Source organism: Terrisporobacter hibernicus (genome assembly GCF_020809405.1).
Classification (GTDB): Bacteria; Bacillota; Clostridia; order Peptostreptococcales; family Peptostreptococcaceae; genus Terrisporobacter; species Terrisporobacter petrolearius.
Genome location: NZ_CP081135.1, coordinates 3,261,770 through 3,286,210 on the forward strand (window position 1 = coordinate 3,261,770; position 24,441 = coordinate 3,286,210).

Annotated in this window: 23 protein-coding genes; 20 read left to right on the forward strand and 3 right to left on the reverse strand. The window is 28.7% G+C overall.

What is annotated here, in order from left to right:
* Window positions 1-10: 10 nt before the first annotated feature.
* The 10 genes from JW646_RS15785 to JW646_RS15830 all read left to right on the forward strand — a co-directional run bounded on the left by JW646_RS15785 (window position 11) and on the right by JW646_RS15830 (window position 9,221).
* Complete coding sequence (locus tag JW646_RS15785) at window positions 11-595, forward strand: sugar O-acetyltransferase (RefSeq protein WP_148556434.1); 585 nt, start codon at window positions 11-13, stop codon at window positions 593-595.
* 65 nt (window positions 596-660) lie between these two features.
* Window positions 661-1,095 carry a GNAT family N-acetyltransferase gene (locus JW646_RS15790; RefSeq protein WP_148556435.1) on the forward strand — a complete coding sequence of 145 codons (435 nt, stop codon included), beginning with the start codon at window positions 661-663 and terminating at the stop codon, window positions 1,093-1,095.
* A gap of 204 nt (window positions 1,096-1,299) precedes the next feature.
* Window positions 1,300-1,836, forward strand: coding sequence for a signal peptidase I (gene lepB, locus JW646_RS15795; RefSeq protein WP_074915795.1), 537 nt, complete (start codon window positions 1,300-1,302; stop codon window positions 1,834-1,836).
* Window positions 1,837-1,904: 68 nt separating this feature from the next.
* Window positions 1,905-2,405 (forward strand): GNAT family N-acetyltransferase, encoded by a 501-nt coding sequence (locus JW646_RS15800; RefSeq protein WP_148556436.1) that lies wholly within the window; start codon window positions 1,905-1,907, stop codon window positions 2,403-2,405.
* A gap of 243 nt (window positions 2,406-2,648) precedes the next feature.
* The gene (locus JW646_RS15805) at window positions 2,649-2,852 is read left to right on the forward strand and encodes a hypothetical protein (protein WP_074915799.1); all 204 of its coding nucleotides are present in this window, start codon (window positions 2,649-2,651) and stop codon (window positions 2,850-2,852) included.
* A 601-nt stretch (window positions 2,853-3,453) separates the two neighbouring features.
* Complete coding sequence (locus JW646_RS15810; protein WP_228415621.1) at window positions 3,454-4,125, forward strand: VanZ family protein; 672 nt, start codon at window positions 3,454-3,456, stop codon at window positions 4,123-4,125.
* Window positions 4,126-4,306: 181 nt separating this feature from the next.
* On the forward strand, window positions 4,307-4,570 hold the full coding sequence (locus JW646_RS15815) for a CD3324 family protein (RefSeq protein WP_148556439.1): 264 nt from the start codon (window positions 4,307-4,309) through the stop codon (window positions 4,568-4,570).
* A 202-nt stretch (window positions 4,571-4,772) separates the two neighbouring features.
* Window positions 4,773-6,314 (forward strand): ABC-F family ATP-binding cassette domain-containing protein, encoded by a 1,542-nt coding sequence (locus JW646_RS15820; protein ID WP_228415622.1) that lies wholly within the window; start codon window positions 4,773-4,775, stop codon window positions 6,312-6,314.
* 273 nt (window positions 6,315-6,587) lie between these two features.
* Window positions 6,588-7,799: a GNAT family N-acetyltransferase gene (locus tag JW646_RS15825; RefSeq protein WP_148556441.1), complete on the forward strand. Its 1,212-nt coding sequence runs from the start codon at window positions 6,588-6,590 to the stop codon at window positions 7,797-7,799.
* A 63-nt stretch (window positions 7,800-7,862) separates the two neighbouring features.
* Window positions 7,863-9,221 (forward strand): MATE family efflux transporter, encoded by a 1,359-nt coding sequence (locus JW646_RS15830; protein ID WP_074915810.1) that lies wholly within the window; start codon window positions 7,863-7,865, stop codon window positions 9,219-9,221.
* Between the two features lie 59 nt (window positions 9,222-9,280).
* On the opposite strand, the gene JW646_RS15835 is transcribed toward JW646_RS15830, so the two are convergent.
* A complete protein-coding gene (locus JW646_RS15835; RefSeq protein ID WP_018590242.1) occupies window positions 9,281-9,514 on the reverse strand; it encodes a small, acid-soluble spore protein, alpha/beta type in 234 nt (77 codons plus the stop codon).
* Between the two features lie 247 nt (window positions 9,515-9,761).
* On the opposite strand from JW646_RS15835, the gene JW646_RS15840 reads away from it, so the two are divergent.
* From JW646_RS15840 to JW646_RS15885, 10 genes are all read left to right on the forward strand, one after another.
* On the forward strand, window positions 9,762-11,525 hold the full coding sequence (locus JW646_RS15840) for a 1-deoxy-D-xylulose-5-phosphate synthase (RefSeq protein ID WP_228415623.1): 1,764 nt from the start codon (window positions 9,762-9,764) through the stop codon (window positions 11,523-11,525).
* Between the two features lie 221 nt (window positions 11,526-11,746).
* Window positions 11,747-13,333 (forward strand): alpha-glucoside-specific PTS transporter subunit IIBC, encoded by a 1,587-nt coding sequence (locus JW646_RS15845; protein ID WP_228415624.1) that lies wholly within the window; start codon window positions 11,747-11,749, stop codon window positions 13,331-13,333.
* 59 nt (window positions 13,334-13,392) lie between these two features.
* Window positions 13,393-13,935, forward strand: coding sequence for a hypothetical protein (locus JW646_RS15850; RefSeq protein ID WP_228415625.1), 543 nt, complete (start codon window positions 13,393-13,395; stop codon window positions 13,933-13,935).
* 207 nt (window positions 13,936-14,142) lie between these two features.
* Window positions 14,143-15,480, forward strand: coding sequence for a 6-phospho-alpha-glucosidase (locus tag JW646_RS15855; protein WP_074915816.1), 1,338 nt, complete (start codon window positions 14,143-14,145; stop codon window positions 15,478-15,480).
* A gap of 13 nt (window positions 15,481-15,493) precedes the next feature.
* Entirely contained in the window at window positions 15,494-15,991 is a 498-nt protein-coding gene (locus tag JW646_RS15860; protein WP_228415626.1) for a PTS sugar transporter subunit IIA, read from the forward strand.
* A gap of 137 nt (window positions 15,992-16,128) precedes the next feature.
* A complete protein-coding gene (locus JW646_RS15865; RefSeq protein ID WP_074915820.1) occupies window positions 16,129-16,887 on the forward strand; it encodes a MurR/RpiR family transcriptional regulator in 759 nt (252 codons plus the stop codon).
* Between the two features lie 4 nt (window positions 16,888-16,891).
* Window positions 16,892-17,665 carry a MurR/RpiR family transcriptional regulator gene (locus JW646_RS15870; protein WP_228415627.1) on the forward strand — a complete coding sequence of 258 codons (774 nt, stop codon included), beginning with the start codon at window positions 16,892-16,894 and terminating at the stop codon, window positions 17,663-17,665.
* 311 nt (window positions 17,666-17,976) lie between these two features.
* Window positions 17,977-20,178 carry an SH3 domain-containing protein gene (locus JW646_RS15875; RefSeq protein WP_228415628.1) on the forward strand — a complete coding sequence of 734 codons (2,202 nt, stop codon included), beginning with the start codon at window positions 17,977-17,979 and terminating at the stop codon, window positions 20,176-20,178.
* Between the two features lie 309 nt (window positions 20,179-20,487).
* Window positions 20,488-21,930 (forward strand): sensor domain-containing diguanylate cyclase/phosphohydrolase, encoded by a 1,443-nt coding sequence (locus JW646_RS15880; RefSeq protein ID WP_228415629.1) that lies wholly within the window; start codon window positions 20,488-20,490, stop codon window positions 21,928-21,930.
* Window positions 21,931-22,078: 148 nt separating this feature from the next.
* Entirely contained in the window at window positions 22,079-22,993 is a 915-nt protein-coding gene (locus tag JW646_RS15885) for a DMT family transporter (protein ID WP_228415630.1), read from the forward strand.
* Between the two features lie 53 nt (window positions 22,994-23,046).
* Here the strand turns inward: JW646_RS15885 and JW646_RS15890 are convergent, their stop codons facing one another.
* Both JW646_RS15890 and JW646_RS15895 read right to left on the reverse strand, forming a co-directional pair.
* Complete coding sequence (locus JW646_RS15890) at window positions 23,047-23,700, reverse strand: deoxynucleoside kinase (RefSeq protein WP_074915828.1); 654 nt, start codon at window positions 23,698-23,700, stop codon at window positions 23,047-23,049.
* Window positions 23,688-24,356 (reverse strand): deoxynucleoside kinase, encoded by a 669-nt coding sequence (locus JW646_RS15895; RefSeq protein ID WP_148556451.1) that lies wholly within the window; start codon window positions 24,354-24,356, stop codon window positions 23,688-23,690. Before JW646_RS15895 ends, JW646_RS15890 begins: the two co-directional genes overlap by 13 nt.
* Window positions 24,357-24,441 lie beyond the last annotated feature (85 nt).

Genomic DNA, 24,441 nt, shown 5'->3' on the forward strand with positions numbered 1-24,441 from the left:
AGGAAATAAGATGACTGAAAGAGAAAAAATGTTAGCAGGAGAGCTTTATGATTGTGGGGATAGTGAATTACTAACTCAATGGCACAAAGCAAAAAATTTAATTAGAGATTATAATAAATTAGATTCAGAAAAACTAGAGGAAAAAAACAATATTTTAACTGAGTTATTGGGTGGAAGAGGTGATAATCTTTGGATTACTTCACCGTTTTTTGTGGACTATGGTAATAATATATATTTTGGAAATAATTGTGAAGTAAACATGAATTGTACTTTTTTAGATGACAATAAAATTATCATAGGAGATAACGCTCTTATTGCACCTAATGTGCAAATATATACGGCCTTTCATCCAACAAATGCAAAAGATAGATTTGGGCAAGTAAGAGAAGATGGTTCTTTTGAGTTTTGCAAAACTCAAACAGCGCCTGTTATAATTGGAAATAATGTTTGGATTGGTGGTGGGGCAATTATTATGCCTGGAGTGACTATAGGTGATAATGTGGTAATTGGTGCAGGAAGTATAGTAACAAAAGATATACCATCGAATAAAATAGCCTATGGAAATCCATGTCAGGTTATTAGAGATAATGTATAGTTTTATTAAGAGTTACAAGTGTTAATTTATAATGAGGGATTTTTATATTTATGGAAGGTGTGTATATGGATATAAAAAAGTTAAAAGGATGTGATATTTCACAAGCCTTGGACCTAGTAATAAATGTATTTATGCAATATGAAGCACCAGATTATTCTAAAAGGGGGATTGAAACATTTAAAAAATGTATCAATGATGTTGAATGGGTTGGTTCTTTAGAATGGTTTGGTGCATATAAAGACAAATTACTAATAGGTATTATTGCAACTAGAAATGCAGGTAATCATATCGCATTATTTTTTGTAAAAGGTGAATATCATAAACAAGGGATTGGACGAAAACTATTTGAAGCAGTTATTCAAAATAGTACAAGAGATGCCATTACTGTTAATTCTTCTCCTTATGCTATAGAAGTTTATAAACACCTTGGATTCTCAGCAATGCAAGAAGAACAAATAACAGATGGAATAAGGTACACTCCAATGTTATTTACAAAATAAAAATATCTAGTAAGTTAGAAAATTCTTGTAAAAAATACAGTAGTGAAGAAAGATAAGCATCTATGTCACAAAGTGAGACATTAACTAGATTTATGTATTATATTTCATATAATACATAAAAGGATTTTTTCAAAATAGCGACAATATATTAAATATATGGTTGCAGTATACTCCATAAGAAAATCTACTAAGGAGGATATTATTTTGAATAAAAAGGTTAAGGATGAGATTATAGATTGGATTAGAACTATATGTATATCAGGAGCAATAGCTATATGTATAAATATAGTAGCTCAGCCAACAATGGTAAGTGGTCAATCTATGTATCCCACATTAAAAAATAATGATTATTTATTTATAAATAGATTGGCTTATAAAAGTCATATGCCACAACGTGGTGACGTTATCGTTTTTAAAGCAGATTTAAGTGGCAATAATTCTAGTTCAAAAAAGAATTTAGTAAAAAGGGTTATTGCACTACCAGGGGAGCATTTGGTTATAAAAGATAACAATGTTTATATAAATGGTAAACACTTAGAAGAAGATTATTTAGTAGATGTATATACAGATGGAGATATAGATATTATTGTACCTGACAACCATATTTTTGCTATGGGAGATAATAGAGAAAATAGTGATGATAGTAGACAATCATATATAGGAGCTATCTCATTAGATGATGTTGTAGGAGAAGTTTTTATTAGAATATTTCCATTTGACAAAATAGGTCAAGTAAAGTAGCAAAACTGTGTAAGTATGCTATCTTATGCAAGATTACAAATTAGATATTAAAAAAGGGGGATTGGACGATGAGAAAAGTAAAATTTATAAAACCACAAGAACAATATATTCCCTCATATTGGGAGACATTTGATACAGTAGCAAAAGAAAGAAAATATTTAGCCATGAATGAAGCATTTCCTTTTGAAAGCACAGTTGAATTTATAAAGGATGCCATAATTAAAGGCTTTCCACATTTGTTCATAATTGATTTAGAAAATGACAAATGTGTTGGTTGGTGTGATGTTTCACCAAAAACAGAAACAATCGGTTATTTAGGTATGGGTATACTACCTGAATATAGAGGAAGAGGCATTGGAAGTAATGCTTTAAAACAAATTATTGATTTATCAAAATCATACGGATATAAAAAGATTGAGCTTGATGTGTTAAAAAGTAATAGTAGGGCAATTCATGTTTACAAGTCTTTAGGATTTGCAGAAACAAATACAGTTACAGGTGGATTTGTGTGGCAGGATAACCTTGTTAAAGAAGATGTGCTTCAAATGGAGTTACATCTTACATATTAGGAGAGAAAAATGAACTTTAAATATATTCTAAACTAAGGAGCATAATATGTGCTCTTTTTTAAATATAAAAAATAATATATATATAATTTATTTTGATTGGAATGTTAAATTATTGACTATGATACAATAGTTATTGATTGATATTTTTTTAATTTATTTAGATGGTAGTATTTGAATAAATAATATAATATTAATTTGCTTTATAAGGAGTTAATATTTGGCAGTCTTAGAGGGAGGTTTACAATGAAAAAATATTTAAGTAAAGATGAAATTTTAAAAGCAGTAAGGAAACAACTATATGTATGTTTAGTTTTGTTATTAATAGTATTTTGGGGATTTTTATCATTATCTAATCAGATAAATGAATTAAATCACGATGTAACTACTATGAAACATGAATTAGATTATGCAAAAGGAAAAATTGAAGAATTAGAAAAAAATAAGTAAAATTTTTAATCTTATGTAAGGAGATTAGTAAATAATATAAAGATAATAATTATTCTTAATGTTGAAATGATGAGCCAACCAATAACAGAATTCTATAAAGAGATAATTTATTGTATTTCAAGCCATTGAAATTCACAATATTGGATATAGTTAATAATTATGATTAATAAATTGTCCTAATATGATGGATGATTTAGAAGATTCCAATAGGGGTGTATTATCTAAAAGACACAGTATTGTGTTTATTCTTATATCTGATTACTTATATAAACTAGATTATTCAAGTGATAAGATTCTTTTGAAAATAATTAAATAGCCTATTTAGATTTACCAATAATAAAATTTTGCTATTATTATGTTAATACTAAAAATAAAGTGTTTAAGAAAATTTCTAATAACAAGTTTAGTAAGCTTATTATTATTGTAAAGAAAGCTAAAAAAATAAAAGATGAGGGCTACCTATAAATTCTTATTTATTTTAGATAGAAATAATTGCAAATTACCATATTGTAATATAAAGTTATGAAAGCATATGATAAACTAAAAAAGTAACTAGAATTTATAGATGAGCTAGAAATATATTACATAAGGAGGCAGCAAATTGCGAATCTCATCAATTATTCACATGGCCAGTGAATATTTTTTACTAGGCATAGGAAGTGTGTCCATTGGAATTGGTATATTCTTGATAATATACTTTTTAATATATAAGAAGATTATGAAAGGCACTAAAAAATTAAATACCAGTAAAGTTTTATTATGGAGTATATTTTTAATTTATATAGTTATGGTACTTGGAGCTACATTTGTTCATAGAATACCTGGAATGTATGAAAATATAAATCTACATATATTTAGTTCTTATATAAAAGTGTGGAATAGATTTTCCTTACTAGAACTTAGGAACTTAATTCTTAATATATTGATGTTTGTTCCCCTTGGGATTATGCTGCCTTTACTTTTCAAAAAATGTGAAAAGTTTTATATTACTTATTTTTTAGGATTATGTATGACGATTTTTATCGAAGTACTTCAATTAGTAAGTAAGAGAGGTATATTTGAGATTGATGATATTATAAATAATGCTTTAGGCTGCATGATCGGATATGGAATAATAATGATTTTTTTATTATTTTCAAAAAGAAATAAGGGGAGTTTAAAAAGTAAAGTATTTGCTTTAGCATGTTATCAAATACCTGTTATTATAACTATTATATCTTTTGGTACGATATTTATAAACAGGGGATATTCGAATATAAATAGATTATTTTAATATAAATTTAAAGAGAGGTGGTAAGAATGTTTATGAAGAGAATGAATGAAGTAAGCTCTATGCAATAACTAAGAAAACATGTAGTATTTGTATAGAGTAAATTTCAAATAAAAAGAGCGCATGTTTTCTATAAGTTGTTGCTTAATTTACAAATAAAAAATGTAGATGGGAGCTAAAACTTATGAAGTATGAAAAAGCGCAAGATATTTTACCTTCAAATATAATTGAAATCTTACAAGAGTATGTTGAAGGTGGTTATATATATATTCCTAAGAAAAACAAAAAATCTTGGGGAGAAAATACAAACACAAAAAGGGAATTAAAAAAACGTAACGAAGAAATATTAATCAAATATTCTAGTGGCAAATCTGTAAAGGACTTGGCAAAGGAGTATTATCTTACAGAATCAAGTATTAGAAGAATAATAAGATCACTAAAGAAATAGTGAAAATGAAATATTGCCAAGGAGTTGACTTAACTTGGTTTAGGTGAGACTCCCAACAAAAATAGCTAAATTTACATATGATAAATTTAGCTATTTTTGTGCAAGTTTAATACAGAAATATGTATGAACTTGGCTATTACATGTCAAAAGTCTTAATATATACTTGTAAGTATTATGTAAAAAGACAAAGGAAGTGATGACTATGAGTATTTTAAGTGTAGATAACTTGACCCAAGGATTTGGGGATAAAATATTGTTTAATGATGTATCTTTCAAATTATTGAGAGGAGAACACATAGGCCTTGTAGGGGCAAATGGAGAAGGAAAGACAAGTTTTATGAAGCTTATTACAAATGAACTTTTACCAGACAGTGGGATTATAGAGTGGAATAGTAAAATAAGTGTGGGTTATATGGATCAAAATGTTAATATAGATGACTATGAAAGTGTGGGGCAATTTTTAAAAAGTGCTTTTAAAGATTTGTATTCAATGGAAGCTAATATAACAGAGTTATACGAAAAAATGGAATTTGCAAGAGAAGATGAACTACAAAAAATAATGGATAAAGCATCAAATTTGCAAGGTGTTTTAGAGGAAAGTGATTTTTATAGTATAGATTCCAAGGTGGATGCAATTGCATATGGTATAGGAATAAAAGAATTTTTATGGAGAAATCCTAACAACTTAAGTGGTGGTCAAAGAAGTAAAGTATTGCTTGCCAAATTATTATTAGAAAAGCCAGATATTTTACTGCTGGATGAACCTACAAATCATTTAGATGAAGAAAATATTGATTGGCTAGAATCTTATTTGAAAAGTTATGAAAATGCATTTATTCTTATTTCTCATGATACTGAATTTATGAATGAGGTAGTAAATATAATTTATAATCTGGAAAATAAGAAATTAACAAGGTATGTGGGTAATTATGAAAAGTTTTTAGAACAGCATGAATTGCAAAAAGAGCAATTGCAAAGAGATTATAATAAGCAACAAAATGAAATTAATAAATTGGAAGATTATATTAGAAAAAATAAAACAAGAGCAGCAACAGCAGCTCAGGCAAAATCAAGGGAAAAGAAACTTAAAAAAATGAGTAAAATTGAAATTAATAAAATTAAACCTAAGCCACATTTTAATTTTAAATACTCTAAAGCACCATGGCAAGTTCTTTTCAAAACAAAAAATCTTGTTATAGGCTATGATAAACCTCTTACAAAGCCTTTAAACTTACAAATGGAAAGAGATGATAAAATAGCAATTACAGGTGCAAATGGAATAGGAAAAACAACACTATTAAAAAGTTTGATGGGAATCATAAACCCAATAGGTGGGAAAGTCATCTTAGACGATCACATAGATATGGGCTATTATGAACAAGAAGTATTTGCAAGTGATAATATTGTTTTAGATGAAGTTTGGAATGAATATCCTCATATGAATAGAACAGATGTAAGAAAAATCCTTGCAAGATGTGGTTTGACTGATGAACATATTAACAGTGAAGTTTCTGTTCTAAGTGGTGGTGAGCAGGCAAAAGTTAGACTCTGCCAAGTCATAAATAAACCAAGTAATATACTTTTCTTAGATGAACCCACTAACCATTTGGATGTTCAAGCAAAGGAAGAATTAAAAAGAGCCCTTATTGCATATGAAGGCAGCATAATCTTAGTAAGTCATGACAAGGAATTTTACAAAGATATTGTTAATAAAGTGTGGGACTGTGAAAAGTGGAGAGTTTAAAAAGTAGTTACTAGAAGTGAAATCCTAGTAACTACTTTTTAATTACAATATAATCATTATGATATAATTGTAATAGATAGTTCAAAAGGAATTTTATTATAATGAGTGTGCATAGTTCATATTAACAATCAAATAATATAACAGAGTTGAAAATAAATATTAAAGATTAAGATTGACATTGGGGTAACCCCTAGGTTTACAATTATATATATAGTGAAATTTAAATATTATTTTAAATATGATAAGAAAATTGAATAAAATGGAGGGAATTATATGATAAGAAAGAGAGAATTAAAGATGAAGCCAGTAGGCGTAGAACATCTAGAGCAATACAATCAGTTATTAAGATATGTTTTTCAAGTAACTGATCAAGATCTACAAGAAATAGGATGGGAAGAAAAAGAAATTATTCGGGCCAAATCCCCAACATTGAAAAAAGCTGATGTTTCTGGGTGGTTTGATGGTGACAAGTTAATATCTCAAGTAGCTGTTTATCCTATGAAAGTTCGTATATTTAATAGAACTTATGATATGGGTGGACTTACTGGTGTGGGTACATATCCAGAGTATGCTAATCAGGGGCTTATGCACAAATTATTATATCAGGCATTAAAAAATATGAAAGAAAGAAAACAGACTATATCTTATTTATATCCTTACTCTATACCATATTATCGTAGAAAAGGATGGGAAATTATTTCTGATAGAATCGCTTATGAAATCAATGATTATCAACTTCCTAAAATAAAACAAGTATCTGGAGATGTGGAGAGAGTTGATGTAGATAGTGAAGAAGTAAAAAAGGCTTATGAGAGATTTGCGCTTCAAACACATGGAGCATTAATTAGAGATGATTTAGCTTGGAATGAGTATTGGCTGTGGGATTCAGACGACTTAATGGCTGCCGTATACTACAATGAAAAAAATGAACCAGATGGATATATACTTTATTGGATAAAAGAAGAAATATTCCATATAAAAGATATGATATCTATTAATGAAGAAGCTCGTACAGGTCTTTGGAATTTTATAAGTGCACATTTTTCAATGATAACTAAAGTTAAAGGATACACTTACACAGATGAACCTTTGGCATTTTTACTTGAAGATGCAGATATTAAAGAAACAATATCTCCATACTTTATGGCTCGTATTGTGGATTTAGCAGGTTTTATTGAACAATATCCATTTAAACCAGACACAATAAAAAGAGAGTGGATATTTAAAATGGATGACCCTCTTCTTTCATGGAACCAGGGAAATTTCATACTTACTATAGATTCTGATGGAAAGGGAAAAGTCACACGTACTTCAAAACAAACAGATGATAAAATAGATATTCAAACAATGGCAACAATGTTGCTTGGATATAAGCGTCCAGACTATTTATATAAAATAGGACGTATTTCTTGTAGTCATGAAACAGTAGACATGTTGGAGGATTCAATAGAACAACAAACTACATATTTTTCAGACTACTTCTAAAATTAATTGATAACTTCCTGTGTAAATACACAGGTTTACTGCTTTGTTTAGGAGAAAATAAGTATGACTAATGAAAATATATTTGAAAAAAAATCTATACAGCAGTTGATAGCTCTCTACTCATTGCCAACTATATGCTCTTTAGTTCTCGAATCATTAACATCAATGATAGACACTGCATTTGCAGGACATTTGGGAAGCATGAGTAGTATCGCATTATCAGCTATGGGTATTCTTAATCCCATACTTTTATTGTTAATTGCAGCTCAATTAATATTTGGAGTTTCAACAAGTATAGTTATATCAAAAGGACTTGGAGAAAATAATAAAGAAAAAATAAATAATACTTTTAAGGTGGGTTTTTATTCCAGCTGTATATCTAGTACGGCAATATCTATAATTATATTCTTACTTCAAGATCAGTTATTAAATATTCTTGGAGCAAGTGGTCAAGTTAAAGTTTTGGCGAAAGAGTTTTTAAACATAGCCATAATATTTAACGTATTTAGCTCAGTTGGCTATATGTTAGTTAACAATATAAGAGCATTTGGATATCCCAAAATTGAAGTTATAGTTGGAGTTTTATCTACTATTATAAATATTGTTTTTAATATAATACTAACATTAGTGTTTAATATGGGCATTGTTGGAATTGCACTATCCACATTAATAAGCGAAATATTTTACTTTGGATTTTCCATAATATTTCTACTAAAGAAAAAGTTATGGATAAAAAGAAGTCATTTGGATTATTTAGAGTTTAAAAACATACTAGTAAGTTTAGTGAAAATAGGCTTTGTTCAGTTTTTAATGCAGTCATTAAATAGTATAAGTGGATTAATAATAAACAAAGTTTTAATAAAATACGGTAGTGTTTCATACATAGGAGCCTGGTCTATTTGTAGCAATATAAATATGGTTATTCTTTTACCACTTATAGGATTAACGCAAGGAGCTCAATCTGTAATAGCATATTTCCATGGCAAAAATGATAAGAACAAAGAGAGAGATGCAAAACATAAGATTATAAAATATAGCTTAATATATTCTATAAGTACAACTATACTAATATATTTATTTGCAGGTAATGTTTCTAAGCTATTTACTAATGACATAAATTTAGTAGCATTAGCAACACCTATAATTAGAATAGTGTTAGTAGGTTTTCCATTACTGGGAATTTTATATGCTTTAATTACATTTATGCAGGTGTCAGGCGACGAAGTAAGTGCAAGTAAGATAGAGTTAATTAGACAGGTTGTACTACTTATACCACTTACTATAATTATACCTTTAATATTTTCAAAATATAATATTATGAACATTTCGCCTCAGTTAGCCGTATTTTTAGCCATACCAATTTCAACACTTATATTAGTGATTATGTACTCAAAGAAAATAAAAAATATATTATTAAATTAAGAATATAAAGCTGTCTCACCATTTTGGGAGACAGCTTATTTGTTTTAAAATATAAATAACTAGTTTTGTGAATTATATTTATCTAATAAAGCTTTTTCTCCAAGCTCTACTAATTTTTTACTCATTTGACCGCCAACTTGCTCTCCAGCTAGCACATTTTTAGCGTGACCCATTATAGTGTCTTGGGGAGCGTTACTTTCTACTTTATCTGTAATATTGTTATAGTTGTATCCTAATTCATTGGCTATTTCCATTTTAAGATTATTAAAGGCTATTTTAGCATTAAGATCCATATTGTGTCCTCCACTTTTTATGTCATGTATAAATATAGGATTAGCATATTTAAAACTTATATAACATTATTTTAATAATTCCTATTTATTACAAAAAAAAGATAATATTAAATAAATTAAACCTATGTATAATATTAATATTTTTATTAAATTAAAAAAAAAATTAAAAAAGCTATTGACTTGGAGTTAACTCCAAATATTATAATTTCAAACATAGGAAGAAAAAATAAACTACAAGGAGATAAATATGACATTAAATATTTTAAATAAAATTAATGAACCAAAAGATTTAAAATCTTTTTCAAGAGAAGATTTAAATTTATTATCATCTGAAATAAGAGATGTATTAATTAAAAAAGTAAGTACAACAGGAGGGCACTTTGGCCCAAACTTAGGTATGGTGGAAGCAACTATAGCTCTTCACTATGTGTTTAATTCACCTGTTGATAAATTCGTATACGATGTTTCTCATCAATCATATACACATAAAATACTAACAGGAAGAAAAGAAGCATTTATAAACCCTGAAAAATTTAAAACTGTTACAGGATACAGTGAACCAAAGGAAAGTGACCATGACTTCTTTACTATAGGTCACACATCGACTTCCATAAGTTTAGCTTGTGGTTTGGCAAAAGGTCGTGATGCATTAGGAGGGAAAGAAAATATAGTAGCTATAATAGGAGATGGTTCTCTAAGTGGAGGAGAAGCTTACGAGGGATTAAACAATGCAGCTGCATCTAATAAAAATATAATAATATTAGTAAATGATAACAATATGTCCATTGCAGAAAATCACGGTGGACTTTATGAAAACCTAGCTAAACTTCGTGAAAGTGAAGGAAAAGCAGAAAATAATTTCTTTAAATCTTTAGGTTTTGAATATCACTTTGTTAAAGATGGAAACAATTTAGAATCTTTAATAGAAACTTTTGAAAAAGTTAAAGATACAGACCATCCAGTAGTTATTCATATGAAGACATTAAAAGGCAAGGGATATAAAGATGCAGAAGTAAACAAAGAAGCATTCCACTGGGTAATGCCTTTTGACTTGGAAAATAAAGATGAAGAATCAACAGATGAATATGTTAAAACTTATGGAGACATTACAGAAGATTTTTTAATAGAAAAAGCTAAAAAGGATAAGTCTATAGTAGCAATTACAGCGGCAACTCCAGGAATAGTTGGAGTAAATAGATTTAGAAGTGAATTACAAGATCAATATGTGGATGTTGGTATAGCAGAAGAACATGCCATAGCACTTGCATCAGGTATGGCAAAGAGAGGTGCAAAACCAGTGGCAGGATTTATAAGTTCATTTATACAAAGAACATATGACCAACTATCTCAAGATCTTTCCATAAACAATAATCCAGCAACTATAATGGTTTACTGGGGAGGAATAAGTGGAGGAGACGTAACTCACTTAGGGTTATTTGATATACCACTAATATCTAATATTCCAAACATAGTATATTTGGCTCCAACTACAAAAGAGGAGCATCTTGCCATGGTTGATTGGGCAATAGAACAAGATAAGCACCCAGTAGCAATACGTGTTCCAAATATGGAAGTAGTATCAACTGGTATAGACGTTGAACCTAACTTTGATGAATTAAATAAATATGTTAAAGTTGAAGAAGGAAGTGAAGTAGCCATAATAGGTCTTGGAACATTCTTCCACTTAGGTAAAAAAGTGCACAACAAATTAAAATCACTTGGTATAAATGCCACATTAATAAATCCAAGATTTATAACTGGTGTGGATGAAGATTTACTAAATGAATTACAAGAAAATCACAAATTAGTAATAACTTTAGAAGATGGAATACTAGATGGTGGATTTGGTGAAAAAATATCTAGATTCTATGGAGATAAAAATATGAAAGTTTTAAACTTTGGTGCAACTAAGGAATTTACTGATAGTGTGCCACTAAAAGAGCTATATGAACGTTATCATTTAAGTGAAGATTTAATAATATCAGATATAAAGAGAGTACTAAAAGATTAAAAATTGTAAATAGGTAGTATGGTAAAGAGCTGATTTCTGTGTTTTAATAGAAACAGCTCTTTTTGTGTGAAAAATCACAGATAATGTTAAATATAATATTAAGTAGCACCAATGCCCTGAATTGGGAAAACGTATTGCTGGGGAAAATATAGTTTGATAATATTTAGCTAACAAAGAATTAATAACTAGTAAATTTATACACAGAAGGGAAGAGAAAAGTTATGATGCAGAAGATTCAAAAATTTGGGGGAGCCATGTTTACACCTGTGTTATTATTTGCTTTTGCAGGGATAGTAATAGGCTTAGGTACTTTATTTACAACAGAAGCAATAATGGGATCACTTGCAGCACCAACTAGTATGTGGTATCAATGCTGGAATGTAGTACTACAAGGTGGCTGGACAGTATTTAACCAACTACCATTACTATTCGTTGTGGGTCTTCCTATAGGTATGGCTAAAAAACAAAATGCAAGATGTGCAATGGAAGCACTTGTACTTTATCTAACATTCCATTATTTCTTAAGTACTATTCTTGCACAATGGGGACCTACATTTGGGGTTGATTTCGCTGCAGAAGTTGGCGGAACAAGTGGTCTTACTATGATAGCTAATATTAAAACTTTAGACATGGGAATGATAGGTGCATTAATTATATCTGGAATTGTAATTTATTTACATAACCGCTTCTTTGATACAGAATTGCCTGAATGGCTTGGAACATTTAGTGGTTCAACATTCATATTCATGATAGGATTTTTCGTAATGATTCCTGTAGCTGTTTTAGCAGCATTTGTATGGCCTAAAGTACAAGGTGGAATGTTATTATTCCAAGGATTTGTAAAGGATGCAGGTGCATTTGGTATATGGATATTTGTATTCCTTGAAAGAGCACTTATACCATTTGGTTTACACCATTTACTATATACTCCATTCTTCTATGATAACGTGTTAGTTCCAGGTGGACTTTATACTTATTGGGCAACGAAATTGCCAGAACTTGCAGCTAGTACGCAGTCATTAAAATCAATAGTGCCAGAAGCAGGATTTACTTCAACAGGATTTTCTAAGATATTTGGATGTTTAGGTGTTGCACTGGCATTTTATTCAACTGCTAAACCACAAAATAAAAAGAAAGTTCTTGGATTATTAGTACCAGTTACTTTAACAGCAATATTCTGTGGAGTAACAGAACCAATAGAATTCACATTCTTATTTGTAGCACCATGGTTATTCATAGTACATGCATTATTAGCAGCAACCCTTTCTACTGTAATGTATATTGCTGGAATCGTTGGAATACACTCTGGTGGTGTAATAGAAATGGCATCATTTAACTGGATACCATTAATGTCAAGTCACTGGAGAGAATACTTATTAATGTTTGGCATAGGTATATCTTTTACAGGAATATGGTTTGTAGTATTCAAAACTTTAATATTAAAATTTGATGTTAAAACTCCAGGTAGAGAAGATGATGAAGAAGACGTTAAACTACGTTCAAAAGCAGAATATAGAGAAAAGCAAAGTTCAAAAGGTAATGATGATAAATCAGTATTTGTTGAATCTATATTAGAAGGTCTAGGTGGTTGTGAAAATATTGTTGACGTAACAAACTGCGCTACTCGTTTAAGGGTTAATGTAAAAGATGAAAGCTTATGTAAAAGCGACACATACTTCAAATCAATAGGAGCACATGGATGCTCAGCTAACGGAAAATCATTCCAAGTTATAATTGGACTAAAAGTGCCAAAAGTTAGAGATGATTTTGAAAATCTATTAGAGAGAGAACAAAAGAAGGCTTTATAAAAATTATATAGCAATATATGAAATGACTAAATTATATTAATTCGAAAGTAGGAGATGAAATGAGCAAGAGCAAAAAAACTAAAGCTAAAAAAGTCAAAGTTAAAGACAATAAGCCAAAAGTTGATCAAAATAAAGTAAAGTCTTTAAACAAGTATTATAATGTGGCAAAAGTATTACTTATATTATCGCCTTTTATGAGCTTAATTTACTTATCCATTAATTCAGCACAAATAGGTTTATCGCTACCACAGGCAATACAACAAGATCCAAGACTTACAATACTATTTTTGGTATCTATGATAAATCCGTTTATAGCTTATTTGCTAATATTTATACAAAGAAAAATAGAATCAAGTGATGTAAAATATGCAGTTACAAATTTAGTTATGTTTATAGTTGCTGAGTTATTACTAAGAAATACACTGTATGTTATACTATTTGGATTTATTTTATATAAAACTCTTAAAGTTTATAATGTAACTATTAAAGAGTCTTTTAAAGACAAACTAAAAGATGGGTTGTTAATGACGATTTCAGGAAGCTTAGTTGTTATTTCTTTAGCTAGTATATGCTTATTTGCTACAATTAGAATTAGTATGTAAAATAGATAAAAAAGCATGTTGATTACAAATCAACATGCTTTTTTATTTATAACTAATGCCTGTGAATTGTCACAGAAAATGTTATAAAATACACTTGAACAAACCCTTTCCCTAAAGAAGGAAAACGTATTGTAATAATGTTTTTTGGGGTGTAGTATTTAATCATAAGATAAATAAAAACAACTAATCTTTGGGGAGGAAATAAAAATGAACAATAAAAAATATTCAGTTACAGTAGCAGGTGGAGGAAGTACTTTCACACCAGGAATAGTATTAATGCTATTAGAAAATATGGATAGATTTCCAATAAGATCAATAAAGTTTTATGATAATGATGCAGCTAGACAAGAAACAGTAGCGAAAGCTTGTGAAATATATTTAAAAGAAAATGCACCAGAAGTAGAATTTGCATATACAACAGATCCAGAAACAGCATTTACAGACATAGATTTCGTATTAGCACATATTCGTGTTGGTAAATATGCAATGCGTGAAAAGGATGAAAAAATACCACTAAAATATGGTGTTGTAGGACAAGAAACTTGCGGGCCTGGAGGAATAGCTTATGGAATGCGTTCAATAGGTGGAGTTATAGAAATACTTGACTTTATGGAACAATATTCACCAAATGCTTGGATGTTAAACTACTCAAATCCTGCTGCTATAGTAGCAGAAGCAACAAGAAGACTTAGACCAGATTCAAAAATATTAAATATATGTGACATGCCAATAGACTTAGAAGAAAAAATGGCTCATATGTGTGGATTAAAATCAAGAAAAGAAATGCAAGTAGGTTACTACGGATTAAACCACTTTGGATGGTGGCACAAAATATATGACAAAGATGGAAATGATTTAATGCCACAAATAAAAGAACATGTTGCTGTAAATGGATTTGCAGATGCATTATCTGATAGTAATCAACACGTTGATCCAAGTTGGAGAGAAACTTTTACAAAAGTTAAAGATGTTTATGCAGTAGATCCAACTACAATACCAAACACTTACCTAAAATACTACTTATATCCAGACTATGTAGTAGAGCACTCAGACAAAGAGTACACTAGAGCAAACGAAGTTATGGATGGAAGAGAAAAACACGTATTTGGTTTATGCAACGAAATAATAGAAAAAGGAACTTGTAAAGGTGTTGGAGGATTTGAGCCAGATGCTCATGCAACTTATATAGTTGACTTAGCTTGCGCACTTGCAGAAAATACAAATGAAAGATTCCTTCTTATAGTTGAAAATGAAGGTGCAATAGAAAACTTTGATAAAACAGCAATGGTAGAAATACCTTGTATAGTTGGAAGAAATGGATATGAAAAAATAAACCAAGGTGCTATACCACAATTCCAAAAAGGATTAATGGAACAACAAGTAAGTGTGGAAAAACTTACTGTAGAAGCTTGGATAGAAGGTAACTACAATAAATTATGGCAAGCAATAACATTATCAAAAACTGTTCCAAGTGCAAGAGTTGCTAAACTTATACTAGATGATTTAATAGAAGCAAACAAAGAATACTGGCCAGAATTACACTAAGGATGTGGTTCACATGTTTGGATTATTTAGTAAAAAGAAAAAAAGTAACACACAAGCTGTAAAAGGATTTTACGCGGTAGTAGATGGTACAAGTATAGACTTATCCCAAGTAGAGGATGACATGTTTTCAAACAGAATGTTAGGAGATGGAATAGCTACTAAACCATCATCAAATATTGTAGTATCACCTTGTAATGGTGAAGTAACATTAGTTTCTGATACGAAACATGCAATAGGTTTAAAAAATGAAGACGGTATAGAAGTATTAATTCATATAGGTCTTGATACAGTTAAACTTAATGGAGAGGGATTTGAAACACATTGTAAAATAGGTGATAAAATAAAAGTAGGACAACCTTTGGCTAATGTAAATAGACAATTCTTAAAAGATAAAAATATAGAAGATGTTACTATGATGGTTGTTGTTGAACAAAATGGTTATGAACTATCAAACTATCATACAAACCAATCAGTAGAGGCAGGTAAAAGTATACTTATAGAATATAAATAATATATGTTAATAAAAAAGAGTGGAAAGTTCATATAGCTTTTCACTCTTTTTTATTATGGTAAAAAATTAACAACTAAGTTATAATTGTATTTATAACAAAGCTTCATGTAAAGGGGCATGAAAGATGGAGACAAATAATGAAACTAGAAGAACTAATTAATAAATATTATGATCAACTTAACGATAACGATTTCCATATTTGGAACTATATATCTAATAATAAAAAAGAGTGTGAAAAATTAGCTATTGATCAGCTGGCTTTTAAATGTAATGTATCTAGAACAACTATTCTTAGATTTGCTCAGAAACTGTCACTAAAGGGATATAGCGAGTTAAAGTTATATTTAAAACTAGAAAATAAAAAGCCAAAAGAAAATATGGGGCAAACAGAAATGGTTTGTGCAACTTATAATAAGGTAATAGAAAGTATTAAAAATAAAGACTGCACAGAGATTTTTGAAAAGTTTGACTCAGCAAAAAACATATATATTTATGGTGTTGGAATGGTGCAATCATCCATAAAAAAAGAACTTAAACGTATATTTATGACAGCTGGTAAAATACTATATGATTTAAATGGATATCAAGAGTCTGATATTTCATTAAATCTTGCAAATTCAGAGGATTTATTTATTATTATATCAGTATCTGGAGAAAATAAATTTCTTATAGATTTTGCATCACAGTTACAAGTAAGAAACATACCCATTCTTTCAATTACTAAATTAAAAGAAAATACATTGTCTCAAATGAGTGATTATAACTTATATATATCATCTGTTACATTTTTAGAAACGATAAACGAAATGAGTTATGAGTCAGTTACATCTTATTTTATACTTATTGAGATTTTATTCTTAAAATATATTGAATATAAAAATGGGAAAGAGGAATAGATAAATGGATATGAGATTAGAAACATTAATTTGTGATAACTATAAAAACTTAAATGATAATGATAAACATATATGGAGTTTTATATTAAATAATAAAATGAAATGTGAAAGTATGTCTATTCATGAACTGGCATCTAGTTGTAATGTTTCTCATACAACTATTTTAAGGTTTGCACAAAAACTGGGACTAAATGGATATAGTGAACTGAAATTTTACTTGAAATTAGATAATCAAAATAATAAAGCTCCAGTTTTTGATAAAATAGAATACAGTAAGGTCTTTGATGATATGAACAAAACTATAAACGTGCTTATTGAAAGAGATTTTACTGACGTGTTCACACTACTAGATAAATGTAGCAGAATTTATGCCTATGGTTCAGGGGAGATACAAAATAATGCGGTAAAGGAACTTAAAAGAACATTACTTTCTGTAGGAAAGTTAGTAAATGTATTAGAGGGCAAAGAGGAATTAAATACTATATCTAATTACATGAAAGAAGATGACATAATATTTTTATATTCTTTGTCAGGTGAAAATAAACTTGTAAACGATTTTGCCAAAGAATTAAAAACAAAAGGGCTAAAAGTTATTTCAATAAGCCGAAGTGGTAACAATACTTTATCAAAAATTAGTGATATAAGTATTCAATTTTATACTCACGAGGCAGCTAGACTAGACAATGATTTAAAAATAATTATAGGAAGCCAATTTTTCTTGATAAATGAGTTTCTACTTTTGAAATATATTGAGCACAAATACTCAAAAAATAAATAATCATATTTTAAAAAATAAAAGTACAATATTTACATAAGTAAAATGATTCACATAGATAATATGTGGATCTTTTTTTATTTCTAGATAGTTGAATTAAGCAATTTGATCGCATGAAACTTCATAACTATATTAAAATAATATATAAATTTTAAAAATTAGATATTATTGATACAAATTTATCTATTATTTACATATTTGTTTACAATTTTGTAATTTTATTATATATTTAGAATATGATGAAAATTTGACCTAAAATGTCGAAAATTTACATTAAATTTGCAAGAAATATTTCTTGTTGAAGGGGGGAAGTTATGAATAAATATACAAAATCATTTCTAGCATTATCATTATCATTTACAATGGTTTCTCAAAACATAATGATAATAGCAAATGCTCAAGAAACAGGTTCTGTACAAATTGCTGAGAAATTATCATCAAACAATGTAGCTATTAATGACAATTCTTATCAACCAGATCCAAAAGAAAATCCAAAGTATAATATGGGGCACCAAAATGAAATGAGACTTTTCACTACAAGGAGCGCACTACCTAATTTGCAGGTAACGCCAATTACTAAACCAAACCTTATTGGACAAGGTGTGGTTAATACAAGTAATTTAAATGTAAGAAGTGGACCATCAACTTCTTATGGAGTTATAGGTACAGTAGCAAGTGGTACTAATGTGGAAGTTTTAGACAAAAGTGGCAGTTGGTATAAAATATCTTATAACGATACATATGGATATGTGTCAGGCACTTATATTACTTTAAGTCCGGCACAACTAGGAATTGATGTAAGTAAATGGAATGGTTCAATTGATTGGAATAAAGTAAAAGCAAGTGGTGTAGATTATGCAATAATAAGAGCTGGTTACGGTACTTCTACTGTTGACCCATATTTCCATGAAAATATCAAAGGAGCTATAAATGCAGGTGTTGAAGTTGGAGTTTATTGGTTTAGTTATGCTACAACTAGCGCCAAAGCAAAAATAGAAGCACAAAAATGTGTAGAAACTATTGCACCTTATAAAGATAAAATATCATATCCAGTATTTTTTGATTTTGAGTATGACAGTGTTGATTATGCATTGAAACAAGGTGTAACAGTTACAAAAAGTTTAGCAACAAGTATGTCTAATGCATTTTTAGATTATGTTGAAGGCCAAGGATATAAGAGAGGACTATATACTAATAATGATTTTGGAAGTAGATATTTTTCAGATGAGTTACTGTCATCAAGTTATTTATGGATAGCTCAGTATTCATCCACAAATACTTACCCAAGACCATATATGATGTGGCAATATACTGATAAAGGCACAATCGAAGGTATTGGTACTTCTACTAGTCCAAAGTATTTTGACATGAACTATACTTTCTTATTACCTGAACCTACTAAAGCTATAGATTTGTCTAAAGCAACTGTAAGTGCAATAAGTGACCAAGAGTATACAGGAAAAGAAATAAAACCAAGCGTAAAGGTTAGTTATAGTGGAAAAGAGTTGGTATCTGGTAAAGATTATCAGGTAAGCTACTCTAATAATACTTCTGTTGGGACTGCCACTGTAAAAATCACAGGTATTGGAGGTTATACTGGAAGTATAACAACTTCGTTTAAAATAGTTAATAATACTCCAAGTAAAGTTACAGGCTTAGTTATAAAATCTAAAACTACAAACTCTTTAACATTATCATGGACAAAAGTTAGTAATTCACAGGGATATAAAGTTTATAAATATGATAATAGCACTAGTTCATATAAATTATTAAAAACAATTACAGGAAATGCGAATATTACATATACAGATTCTAACCTTAAAGCTAATACATCTTATACTTATAAAGTAAGAGCTTATAAAAATGTTGATGGAAATACTTTATATGGAGAATATTCTTCATCAATAAAAGGACAAACTGATGCTGAACTTACTGTAATAAAAACAGGAACAACAAAATCAGGAGTAAATGTAAGAAGTGGACCATCAACAAGTTATGGAAAAGTAGGTTATTTAAATGGTGGAACAAAAGTAGAAATAGTAGGAATTGATGCAAAAACAGGTTGGTATAAAATAAAATACAATAATGGATATGCTTATGTATCTAATCTTTATGTAATTATTCAAAATGAATCAACAAAACCTGGAATAGCAACATCAGGGGTAAATGTAAGAAGTGGACCATCAACAAGTTATAAAAAGTTAGGATACTTAAATAGTGGTACAAAAGTAGATATAATAGAAAAAGATGCAAAAACAGGTTGGTATAAAATTAAATATAACAACGGATATGCTTATGCGTCTAAACTATATATAGCTGAAATAAAAACAGGAACAACAAAATCAGGAGTAAATGTAAGAAGTGGACCATCATCAAGCTATGGAAAAGTGGGTTATTTAAATGGTGGAACAAAAGTAGAAATAGTAGGAACAGATGCAAAAACAGGATGGTATAAAATAGTATACAATAAAGGTTTTGCTTATGTGTCTAATTCATATGTAACTATAAATAAATAAGATTATTAAAAAAATGTGTATTATTCTTTAAGAATATACACATTTTTTTATATTAAAATAAGAAAACAATTTTGATGAGTATGTAAATAAAGATACAAGTTAATCTATAAATATTTCTCCAAAGTACATGAGAAAAGATAAGTTCGTAGATAATACTAATAAATTGATAAAAATCGGTACTAGATAAATCGTCTTATATAGACTTAGTAAAATCAAATCATAAGTTTATCTATGAAATAGTGCAAATGATACATTCTATTAATAGTGTAGCTGTATCTGCATTAAGATCATTTTATACAGGAGGAACAAATGGTTAAAAGACTGGGTGATGAATACGAAAATTATAATGAAAAACATCATTTAACAATAAAATTTATAGATACAATTCCATTTTCCATGTGGCTTAAAGATTTAGACGGAAAATATGTATTTGTAAATAAAGAGTTTGAACTAGAATCTGGATTAAAAAGAGAAGATATCCTCAATAAAAGGGATTATGATATATTAAGCAAAAAAGAAGCGGATATGTACAAAAAAGATGATGATATTGTTATAGAAACTAGACAAAGTGTTCACAAATATTATAATCTTGGAGAAAAATGTGTAAAAACTATTAAAAATCCATTTTTTAATGATGAAGGTGAGCTACTAGGGATAACGGGTATATCAGAAGATGTAACAGAGAAAAATAATTTAATAAAAGAACTAAGCAAGCTCAGTATAACAGATGGGGATACAGGACTTCTAAACAAAGATTATTTTAATAAAAAAATAAAAGAACTTGATACACCATTAAACTATCCTCTGAGTTTAATACTAGGAGATATAAATGATTTAAAACTTACAAATGACACCCTTGGACATATAGAGGGAGACAATCTTATTCATAATATATGTTCGATTTTAAAAAAGTCATGTAGAAAAGATGATTTGATCTTTAGAATTGGTGGAGATGAAATAGCTATACTAATGCCTAATACAAGTGAAGAAATTGCAAGGAAAATAGAGTTTCGTATAATAGAAAATTGCAAACGTATAGATAGTAATAAAATACCATGTAGTATATCCTTAGGTGTTGCATGTAAGAAATCAATTCATGAAAATATGAAAGATATAATAAAAAGAGCAGATAAAGAAATATATAAGCAAAAATTAATTTTGAAAAATGAAGCTTCCGTTATACAAAAACTAGATGATATTATTAATATTTTAGAAAATAAAAATAGAGATTGTAAAATATATTCAAAAAATGTGCTTAAATGTGCTCAGATTATGGGAAAAGAAATAAAATTATCTAAAAGTGAAATGTATGAGCTAGAACTTGTTGCCAGATATCATCATATTGGAATGATTACAATGACCGATGAAGATATATCAGAAATATTTATTATGAGTAATGACTATAAGTTTAATAAAATAGTAAGTAGTAATGTGGAAGCAAGTTTTAGAATAATGCAATTAAATCAACAATATTATAAAGTTGCTAGAGCTATACTAACACATCATGAAAACTGGGATGGTAGCGGATTTCCCTTTGGATTATGGGGAGAAAATATATCTATTTATTCCAGAATTATACATGTATGTGATGACTATGTACTAGAGGTGATACGTGGCATGCATATAGGTGTTAATAACCCTATCCAAAGGTCTGTAGATAAAATTTTATTTGGAATTGGCACAAAATATGATCCTAAAATTGTGGAAATATTTAAACAAAAATTAGAAACAATTAAAAATATAGATTATTAAAATACATTGATTTTACTTCAATGTATTTTTATTATGGTATTTTACATTTACATTATATATATACTTAAGAAAATAATCTAATTATGGATTTACAAATAAATCCAACTAGATTATGATTGAATTGTAGACATTAAGAGGGAGGGATTAAATGAAAAAATATTTAGGAGAAATAGGATTATTTGGAATAGCAATTATATGGGGAAGTGGGTTTATAGGAACCAAGTTAGCCTTAGATGGTGGACTTAGTACTGTACAAACTTTAACTCTTAGATTCTTTATTGCAAGTGTAATGCTAGGAATAATATTTTATAAGAAAATTAAGGAGAATATATCAAAAGAATCTATAATAGCAGGAGCTTTACTTGGATTGTTTTCTTTTGTAGGATTTACAACACAGACCCTAGGTCTTGTATATACTACTGTTTCAAAAAATGCTTTCATTACAGCTGTAAATGTTGTAATAGTACCATTTATAGGTTTTATTTTATATAAAAGAAAGCTTGATAAAATTGGCGTTATAAGTAGTTTTATGGCACTTGTAGGAATAGCTGTATTGTCTTTAGAAGCTGATTTAAGCATTAATTTTGGAGACTTCTTAACATTTATATGTGCTATTGGTTTTGCATTTCACATTTTCTTTACTGGAGAATTTAGTAAAAAATATAATTCGTACGTACTAACAGTTACACAGTTTGTAGTAGCTTTTTTATTGTCCTTAATTTTACAAACTGTAACGGGAGAAACTAATTTTAGTGCAACACCAGTAGGATTTATGGGAGCATTATATTTAGGAATATTCTCTACTGCTATTGGGTTCTTACTACAAACAATGTGTCAATCAAAAGTAGATCAAACAAGAACAGCTATAATCTTATCTACAGAAGCAGTATTTGGTACAATAATGTCTGTTTTAATTTTCCACGAAGTATTAACTAGTAGAATGGTAGTTGGGTGTATAATAATTTTTGTGTCAATTATAGTTGCTGAAACTAAATTATCTTTTATTAAGAAAAAATCTGTAGAAGAATCTACAAATAATTTAATGGAATCTCAGATGGAGTAAATAAAAAAGGGAATCACAGTGTAGTGTGAATCCCTTTTTTACATGTTAGGAAATTATATATTTAAAATTTCTTTAATCTTATCACATAACATATCTAAATGTTCTGGTTTATTTATTAAGTCAACCTCGTTAATATTTACGTATAATACTGGAGAATCATTGTATTCTTTTATCCAATTTTCATACCTATTATGAAGGTTTGTCCAGTATGCCATATCCACATCTTTTTCCATATCACGAGATCTTAATTTTATTCGTCCTATTATAGTGTCTATTGAACCATCAAGATAAATCATCAAGTCTGGAGTTCTAAGATGAGGAACCATATCGTTGAATAAATCTCTATAAGTTATATAATCTCTTTTAGTCATTTTGCCATTGTCAAATAAATTTCTAGCAAATATTTCAACATCTTCGTATATACTTCTGTCTTGTATATTGTTAAGTCCGTTAGCACGTATTTCTTTTTGCTGTTTGAATCTTTGAGCTAAGAAGTAAAGTTGTAAATGGAATCCCCATTTGTCTTGGTCTTTGTAGAAATCTTCTAAATAAGGATTTCCGTCAACCTTTTCAAAGTGAGTTTCAAATCCCAGCTTTTCTCCTACTAATTTTGTTAATGTGGATTTTCCCGCTCCCACATTTCCTGCAACAGTTATAAATAAATCTCTGTTTGCACATTTGTCACTTTTATTTTCTAATTTGAACATCCTGAATTTCCTCCTAAAGATGATATAGCTTTTTCAACTTTATCTATAATGTATTTTCTGTCTGATTGGTTATTTAAGAAGTCTAAATCAGAGTTATCAACTTCTATAATGATAGGTTCTTTACCAGTAAAGTTATGTTTAATAGAAAGTGGATTAAAATAATATTTGTACTCATTGCGAAGATTATCAATATAATTTCTGTCCATTTGTCTCTCAAAACTTCTATCTCTACTTGCTATTCTTCTCATTAATACATCCGTGTTTGAATTTAAATATATGATAATATCTGGTTGTGGTAAATCATTTACGAATATGTTATAAACTTGTTTGTATCTATGAAACTGATTATTATCAAGTGTAATACCTGCAAAAATAAGATTTTTTACTATATGGTAGTCACTTACAACTCCCTTACATTTGCTAAGTATATTTTTATTAACGTCTTCTAGCTGTTTTACTCTATTGAATAAAAAAAATGCTTCTGTTTGTAAAGCATATTCCTTAATATCAGTATAAAATTTTGATAAAAATGGATTTTCTTCTACAATTTCTCTGAGTAGAGTATAGCCTAGATAGTCGTTAAGTAAATTTGCTAAAGTAGTTTTACCTGCACCAATAGGGCCTTCTATTGCTATAAATATACCTTTATTTTTCATCTATATAATCACCCTCTAAAAATAATGTCCCTAGTATTTTATCAGAAAAAAAAACATTATTCTACTGTTGACTTTATATAATTTT

Coding starts and splice junctions, on each gene's coding strand:
- JW646_RS15880 (WP_228415629.1), top strand. CDS start 20,488: ATGGTTAAAAGACTGGGTGATGAATACGAAAATTATAATGAAAAACAT.
- JW646_RS15895 (WP_148556451.1), bottom strand. CDS start 24,356: ATGAAAAATAAAGGTATATTTATAGCAATAGAAGGCCCTATTGGTGCA.
- JW646_RS15800 (WP_148556436.1), top strand. CDS start 1,905: ATGAGAAAAGTAAAATTTATAAAACCACAAGAACAATATATTCCCTCA.
- JW646_RS15890 (WP_074915828.1), bottom strand. CDS start 23,700: ATGTTCAAATTAGAAAATAAAAGTGACAAATGTGCAAACAGAGATTTA.
- JW646_RS15870 (WP_228415627.1), top strand. CDS start 16,892: ATGGATATGAGATTAGAAACATTAATTTGTGATAACTATAAAAACTTA.
- JW646_RS15830 (WP_074915810.1), top strand. CDS start 7,863: ATGACTAATGAAAATATATTTGAAAAAAAATCTATACAGCAGTTGATA.
- JW646_RS15790 (WP_148556435.1), top strand. CDS start 661: ATGGATATAAAAAAGTTAAAAGGATGTGATATTTCACAAGCCTTGGAC.
- JW646_RS15845 (WP_228415624.1), top strand. CDS start 11,747: ATGATGCAGAAGATTCAAAAATTTGGGGGAGCCATGTTTACACCTGTG.
- JW646_RS15825 (WP_148556441.1), top strand. CDS start 6,588: ATGATAAGAAAGAGAGAATTAAAGATGAAGCCAGTAGGCGTAGAACAT.
- JW646_RS15815 (WP_148556439.1), top strand. CDS start 4,307: ATGAAGTATGAAAAAGCGCAAGATATTTTACCTTCAAATATAATTGAA.
- JW646_RS15885 (WP_228415630.1), top strand. CDS start 22,079: ATGAAAAAATATTTAGGAGAAATAGGATTATTTGGAATAGCAATTATA.
- JW646_RS15855 (WP_074915816.1), top strand. CDS start 14,143: ATGAACAATAAAAAATATTCAGTTACAGTAGCAGGTGGAGGAAGTACT.
- JW646_RS15840 (WP_228415623.1), top strand. CDS start 9,762: ATGACATTAAATATTTTAAATAAAATTAATGAACCAAAAGATTTAAAA.
- JW646_RS15820 (WP_228415622.1), top strand. CDS start 4,773: ATGAGTATTTTAAGTGTAGATAACTTGACCCAAGGATTTGGGGATAAA.
- JW646_RS15785 (WP_148556434.1), top strand. CDS start 11: ATGACTGAAAGAGAAAAAATGTTAGCAGGAGAGCTTTATGATTGTGGG.
- JW646_RS15805 (WP_074915799.1), top strand. CDS start 2,649: ATGAAAAAATATTTAAGTAAAGATGAAATTTTAAAAGCAGTAAGGAAA.
- JW646_RS15860 (WP_228415626.1), top strand. CDS start 15,494: ATGTTTGGATTATTTAGTAAAAAGAAAAAAAGTAACACACAAGCTGTA.
- JW646_RS15850 (WP_228415625.1), top strand. CDS start 13,393: ATGAGCAAGAGCAAAAAAACTAAAGCTAAAAAAGTCAAAGTTAAAGAC.
- JW646_RS15835 (WP_018590242.1), bottom strand. CDS start 9,514: ATGGATCTTAATGCTAAAATAGCCTTTAATAATCTTAAAATGGAAATA.
- JW646_RS15875 (WP_228415628.1), top strand. CDS start 17,977: ATGAATAAATATACAAAATCATTTCTAGCATTATCATTATCATTTACA.
- JW646_RS15865 (WP_074915820.1), top strand. CDS start 16,129: ATGAAACTAGAAGAACTAATTAATAAATATTATGATCAACTTAACGAT.